Here is a 5,138-nt window from a genome sequence, read left to right on the forward strand (position 1 = left end):
TATTAGTGTCCTAAATTAGTTGACCACTACAATTTTTTACTTACAACACGCAACCTTTTTAACACACGTTGATTATAAATCTTTTTTTTCAAGGTGCTAATATAATTGAGTAATACTTAACTTAGATAACATAAACCATTGTTTCTAATAACTTTCATCTTGTATTATCACAGATTATTGTTTATCGAGATTTTGTAAGCTTTACTTAACTGGAGAAATTATGCGTGCTTTAACTTACCACGGTGCTAAAGATGTGCGAGTGGACAATGTCCCAGAGCCTAAACTGCAAGAAAAAGATGATGTTATTTTACGTGTGACTGCAACTGCAATTTGTGGTTCAGATTTACACTTATATCGTGGCAAAATGCCTGCAACCGAGGAAGGCGATATCTTCGGTCATGAGTTTATGGGTGTGGTTGAAGAAGTAGGCTCTGAAGTCACTGCTGTTAAAAAAGGCGATAGAGTTGTTATTCCTTTTGTTATTGCATGTGGTAACTGCTTTTTCTGTCAGCATGACCTAATGTCCGCTTGTGAGACTACAAATACAGGCCCAGGCGCTGCCATTAATAAAAAAATAATTCCGCCACCGGCTGCTTTATTTGGTTTTAGCCATTTATATGGTGGGATTCCTGGTGGACAAGCAGAATTTGTACGGGTTCCTAAAGGTAATTTTAATCCGTTCAAAGTAAATGGCTCACTGTCAGATGAGAAGGTTTTATTTTTATCAGATATTTTACCAACTGCTTGGCAGGCCGTGACTAATGCCAATATTACTAAAGGTTCAACCGTAGCTATTTATGGTGCGGGTCCTGTGGGGTTGTTATCAGCAGCTTGTGCCAAAATGTTAGGCGCTGAGCAGATCTTCGTGGTAGATCATAATGACTACCGTTTGCAGTATGCCAAAGATACGTACGGGGCTATTCCGGTTAATTTCGATAAGGTAGATGCTGCTGAATTCATCATTGAACAGACCAAAGGACATCGCGGCGTTGACGGCGTTATTGATGCGATTGGCTTTGAAGCTAAAGGCAGTATGCTAGAAACCATAATGACCAATTTGAAAATTGAAGGGTCAAGTGGTGCAGCTTTACGTCAATGTATTGCAGCTGTGCGTCGTGGCGGGGTCGTTAGTGTTCCTGGTGTGTATGCAGGACCCATTCATGGTTTCTTATTTGGTGACGCTTTTGATAAAGGGCTTACTTTCAAAATGGGCCAAACCCATGTACACAAGTATTTACCACAATTATTAGAGTATATTGAAAATGGTGATTTATCACCTGAAGCTATTATTACTCACCGTATGAATTTGTCTGACGCTGCTAAAGGTTATGAAATTTTCGAAAAGCGTGAAGAAGAATGTCGTAAAGTCATTTTAACTCCTTAATTTTTCAAATTTACCCTTAACTTTTAACATTTAAAGGTTAGGTCATAGCTGCTTTAACGAGATTATCTTAAATAATGGTTATCACTAAAGCAGCTAGTAAAAAAATCTTTGACTTGCTTTTCTCTGCACACGGCAAAAAAAATCATCCTCCAACCGATTTTCATGGGTTTAGGGATTAAAAAAACTAACTAACTGTCTTAGATGGTCTTAAAGCTTAGAAGTGTAAAGCACAATAAACTTTCTTATATTTATCAGGATCATCTTTATTAGCTACAAACCCTTTGCTAACCAACTTTACCGAGTTAAATGTTTCACCTTCATCATTAGTTATCATAACAATCAAGTTTTGATCCCCAAAACTTTGGAGTTCTTTAATCAGCTCTTTAATTGTCTTAGTTCTATCTTCCCATTGCATTATACCCAAAACATAAAACCTCTAAACGATAATTTAGCTATCATTTGACTTATATTAGTAATTAAACGATAGTAATATCTTGCTATTATCAATGAACATTAATTATTGAGTCTAAGTAATAGAGGTAGCGTTATGACCGTTCGTATTTATGTGAGAGCAAGCACTAAGGATCAAGACGCTAAGAGAGCCTTGTCTGACTTGATTAACTTTAGCCAAAGCTATGATGATAACCATGTGGAGTACGTTGAACATTTCAGTGGTACGAAACTTGATAGACCCGCACTTACTCTATTACTCAGTGACGCTGAAGAAGGCGATATTCTGCTGGTTGAAAGCGTGGATAGATTAAGCAGACTATCTCAAGATGATTTTTCGATTCTAAAGCAGCGTATCAAAGATAAGGGCTTACGATTGGTGGTGGCTGATCTACCAACCACACATACGATGAGTGACGGTATGACAGGTGAGATCCTAAAAGTGATTAACGATATGCTGATCGATTTATTAGCGACCATGGCAAAGCTTGATAATGACAAGCGTAGAGAGCGCATTAAACAAGGATTGGCCAACAGTGGCTATAAACCCACTGGTAAGAAAGCCAATACCGCAAAACACAATCGTATTAAAGCATTGGCCAGTCAAAACAATATGACAAAAGAAGAGATCGCTAAGGCGGTTGGTGTTGGCATAGCTACCGTTTATCGTGTCTTAAAGCAGGTTAATAGTGAGGTGTTTTAAATATCGACTCAACGTGACCTTTGGGCTTTATCTAAAGGCATCACAACGTCATACGAAAATCGTTTTAATGCAATAATGCTTCATTATAATCATTATATTGCATTCATAATTGTTTTTACGCAAAATGGCTTATCTATAATCGATTGAGCCACTCATAATGAATACCCATATCTCAGATCCTATTGGCGCAGTATGGCTTGTCCGTTATGCCAGCATCGAGCTGGTTTCCCCTTTATATGTCAGCAGCAGTATCGGTGGACGCAGACAAACCTATAAAGACGGTGACGTCATTCATAACGCTTATCAGGAAACCGCGCGTCCACTGGACACAATCATTGCGCACTTACAGTTTCACATGCGTCATGAAGTACTGAGTTTAGAGTTACTGGTTCGTCTATTTAAGCAGATAGGGGCAAATGACGTGCAAGCATGGGTAAACGCTGAGCCGACAGGCAGCTATGCCCGTAGAATGGCTTTCTTATATGAATGGCTTATGGATGAGCGTTTAGAGGTACCGAGTAATATAGGCGGTAACTATGTGGATGCTTTGGATACCAAGAAGTTGGTTACTTCAAGTCCTTCGCAGGTTATCAAGAACGCCCGCTGGCGTATCAATGACAACCTAGCAGGAACCCGTCATTTCTGTCCGATGCTGGTGAAAACAGAGGCCTTTACACAAGCAGCTGCACTCGATATTGCCATGATGGTTGACAAACTTAACGATGAGTTTGGGCAAGACTTACTGATGCGCGCCTCCGTATGGATGACACTACGAGAGAGTAAAGCCAGTTTTACTATAGAAGGTGAGGGAAAAGAGTTAAAACGTATTGAACGTTTTGCCGATGTGATGGCACGGCGTACCGGCACCGGCGACATTCCGCTTGACCCTGAATCACTAGCAGAGTTGCAACAAGAGATACTCGGTAGCAAAACGGTCATTCAGCAGTATGGCATCCGTCAATCACCAGTTTTTGTGTCGCATACTCAGGTCAATGGCTTTAAAGAGATTGTGCACTATATTGCGCCACCTGCTGATGACATTGCTGAAAAGCTAGCAGGGTTACAGGCATTTATGGAAAAGACTGAGGGACAATCAGCACTGATGCGTAGTGCGGTTGCTTCCTTTGCTTTTGTGTATATTCATCCGCTGGCGGATGGTAATGGCCGTGTACATCGCTTTTTGATTAATGATGTCCTCAGACGAGACCAAATCACTCATGAGCCGATTATCCTACCTATATCACAAGCCATTGCTGAGCATCCCTCAGACCGTCATGCCTATGATAAGATTTTAGACCGAGTCTCTGTGCCGCTTATGAAGCAGATCCGTGATCATTATTGCTTTGATAAACAGGTGGCTACTTACCCTGATGGTATTCGCTCAAACTTAACTGTCGAAAACACTCACCTCATTCAACCTGCTTGGCGCTTTATGGATCTAACACACCACGTTCAGTACTTATCGGGACTGATTGCTCATGTTATTGAAAAAGAGATGCATAACCAGTCACAGTACCTAAGAAAGCATGACCAGGCACGACTGGCGATAAAAGAGATTGTTGAGATGCCCAACAGCTATGCCGATAGAATCATTCGCAGCATGTTACAAAATAAAGGTGCTAAAAGTAATAAGCTACTGAAAGATTATCCATTTTTGACAAATGATGAGGTTTGGGACGATATTTTCTCTGTGGTTGTAGAAATCTTTAAAAATGAAGCAGATGGTTTGAATAGTTAGAACAACCCCTGCTATACGCGGGAAAGTCTGCCTTAGCAATTAAGCTTGAGCTGGTGTTAATATCATCGTGAACCGCCCCGATATTGTCGAAGGCTCAACGCTCCAAGAGAATACGACAATGAAAAGACAAACCTACACTCCTGAGATTAAAGAACGCGCCGTCCGTATGCTGATCGAAGCAGCAAACGACTACCCTTCCATCTGGTCAGCGATTCAAGCCATTGCCCCGAAGATTGGCTGCACGCCTGAAACCCTGCGCTCGTGGCATAAGAAGCATATAGATCAAACCATTCCTGCAAATGTGCAAGCTCAAAGTCAAGAGCAGCGTATTAAGGATCTCGAGCGCGAAAATAGAGAGCTCAAGCAAGCCAATGAGATCATCAGGAAAGCTGCTGGTCTTGAAGCCCAGGCGGAGAAGGGCCGGTAATCCCCCCAATAAATAAGAACACTCATAAATAGAGAGTAACTGCTAGAATACATCAGCAGGAGAACCCTATGAAAAAGACACGCTTTAGCGACAACCAAATCGTCAACATCCTAAAACAAGCCGAACAAGGCGTTCCTATCACCGAGCTCTGCCGTGAGCATAACATCAGCCAAAGTACCTTTTACAACTGGCGCTCAAAGTATGGCGGCATGGATGCCTCTTTAATTGCACGCTTAAAAGAACTTGAAGTTGAAAATGCACGTCTTAAGAAGATGTATGCTGATGAATGTCTTAAGTCCAATATTCTACAGGATGCTATGTCAAAAAAGTGGTAGCGCCCCAAAGGCGCAAAGCGTTGGTTTGTCACTATATTGAAGATCGTAGCATTAGCATACGCCGTGCTTGCCGTATCTTTAACATCAGCGTCACCTGTTAT

The 5,138-nt window shown here is 41.3% G+C and carries 4 protein-coding genes and 2 pseudogenes; 5 read left to right on the plus strand and 1 reads right to left on the minus strand.

The window, feature by feature from the left end:
• The first annotated feature begins 220 nt into the window (after window positions 1-220).
• Window positions 221-1,384, plus strand: coding sequence for a zinc-dependent alcohol dehydrogenase (locus AS194_RS00945; RefSeq protein ID WP_025645663.1), 1,164 nt, complete (start codon window positions 221-223; stop codon window positions 1,382-1,384).
• A 214-nt stretch (window positions 1,385-1,598) separates the two neighbouring features.
• Here AS194_RS00945 and AS194_RS00950 read toward each other — a convergent pair whose 3' ends face one another.
• Entirely contained in the window at window positions 1,599-1,799 is a 201-nt protein-coding gene (locus AS194_RS00950) for a hypothetical protein (protein WP_058023629.1), read from the minus strand.
• Between the two features lie 132 nt (window positions 1,800-1,931).
• Here AS194_RS00950 and AS194_RS00955 point away from each other — a divergent pair, with 132 nt between their 5' ends.
• The 4 genes and pseudogenes from AS194_RS00955 to AS194_RS00970 all read left to right on the plus strand — a co-directional run.
• Window positions 1,932-2,537: a recombinase family protein gene (locus tag AS194_RS00955; protein WP_058023630.1), complete on the plus strand. Its 606-nt coding sequence runs from the start codon at window positions 1,932-1,934 to the stop codon at window positions 2,535-2,537.
• A 157-nt stretch (window positions 2,538-2,694) separates the two neighbouring features.
• Window positions 2,695-4,275: a Fic family protein gene (locus tag AS194_RS00960; RefSeq protein ID WP_058023631.1), complete on the plus strand. Its 1,581-nt coding sequence runs from the start codon at window positions 2,695-2,697 to the stop codon at window positions 4,273-4,275.
• 118 nt (window positions 4,276-4,393) lie between these two features.
• Window positions 4,394-4,669, plus strand: a pseudogene (locus tag AS194_RS00965) (transposase); the annotation flags it as partial.
• A gap of 101 nt (window positions 4,670-4,770) precedes the next feature.
• Window positions 4,771-5,138 (plus strand): annotated as a pseudogene (locus tag AS194_RS00970) (transposase); the annotation flags it as partial.

This window comes from Psychrobacter piscatorii (assembly GCF_001444505.1).
GTDB classification, from domain to species: Bacteria; Pseudomonadota; Gammaproteobacteria; order Pseudomonadales; family Moraxellaceae; genus Psychrobacter; species Psychrobacter piscatorii_B.